Annotated in this window: 1 protein-coding gene; it reads right to left on the bottom strand. The window is 55.4% G+C overall.

The genetic code is table 11. From position 1 onward, the window contains the following. On the bottom strand, positions 1-258 hold a 258-nt coding region (locus NLU14_RS22370; RefSeq protein ID WP_420845099.1), incomplete at both ends, for a site-specific integrase.

The following is a 258-nucleotide window of genomic DNA, read 5'->3' as shown; positions in this document are numbered from 1 at the left end:
CCGAAGCTTATGGACGGACAGATAAGGCTTGCCGAATCGCTTGGCGTACTTGATCACCATCTCTTGAACCGCGCGCTTGGTCATGCGCGAGCCTTCCTTCTTGCCGTTCGCCAGGGCGAGAAAGAGGGCTTTTTCCCGTTTGGGCGCATGATAGCGAATCTCGCGCTGCTGCAAATAGGACTCGAGGCTAGACAAAGCGTCTTGACGGAAAAACACGGGCGTCTTGAACGTATCGTCGTTGCTGCCTTTCCGGTAGAC

Source organism: Marinobacter iranensis (assembly GCF_029207565.1).
GTDB classification, from domain to species: domain Bacteria; phylum Pseudomonadota; class Gammaproteobacteria; order Pseudomonadales; family Oleiphilaceae; genus Marinobacter; species Marinobacter iranensis.
Note: the sequence above shows the minus strand (reverse complement) of the source record. Positions and strands in the feature narration are given on the sequence as shown.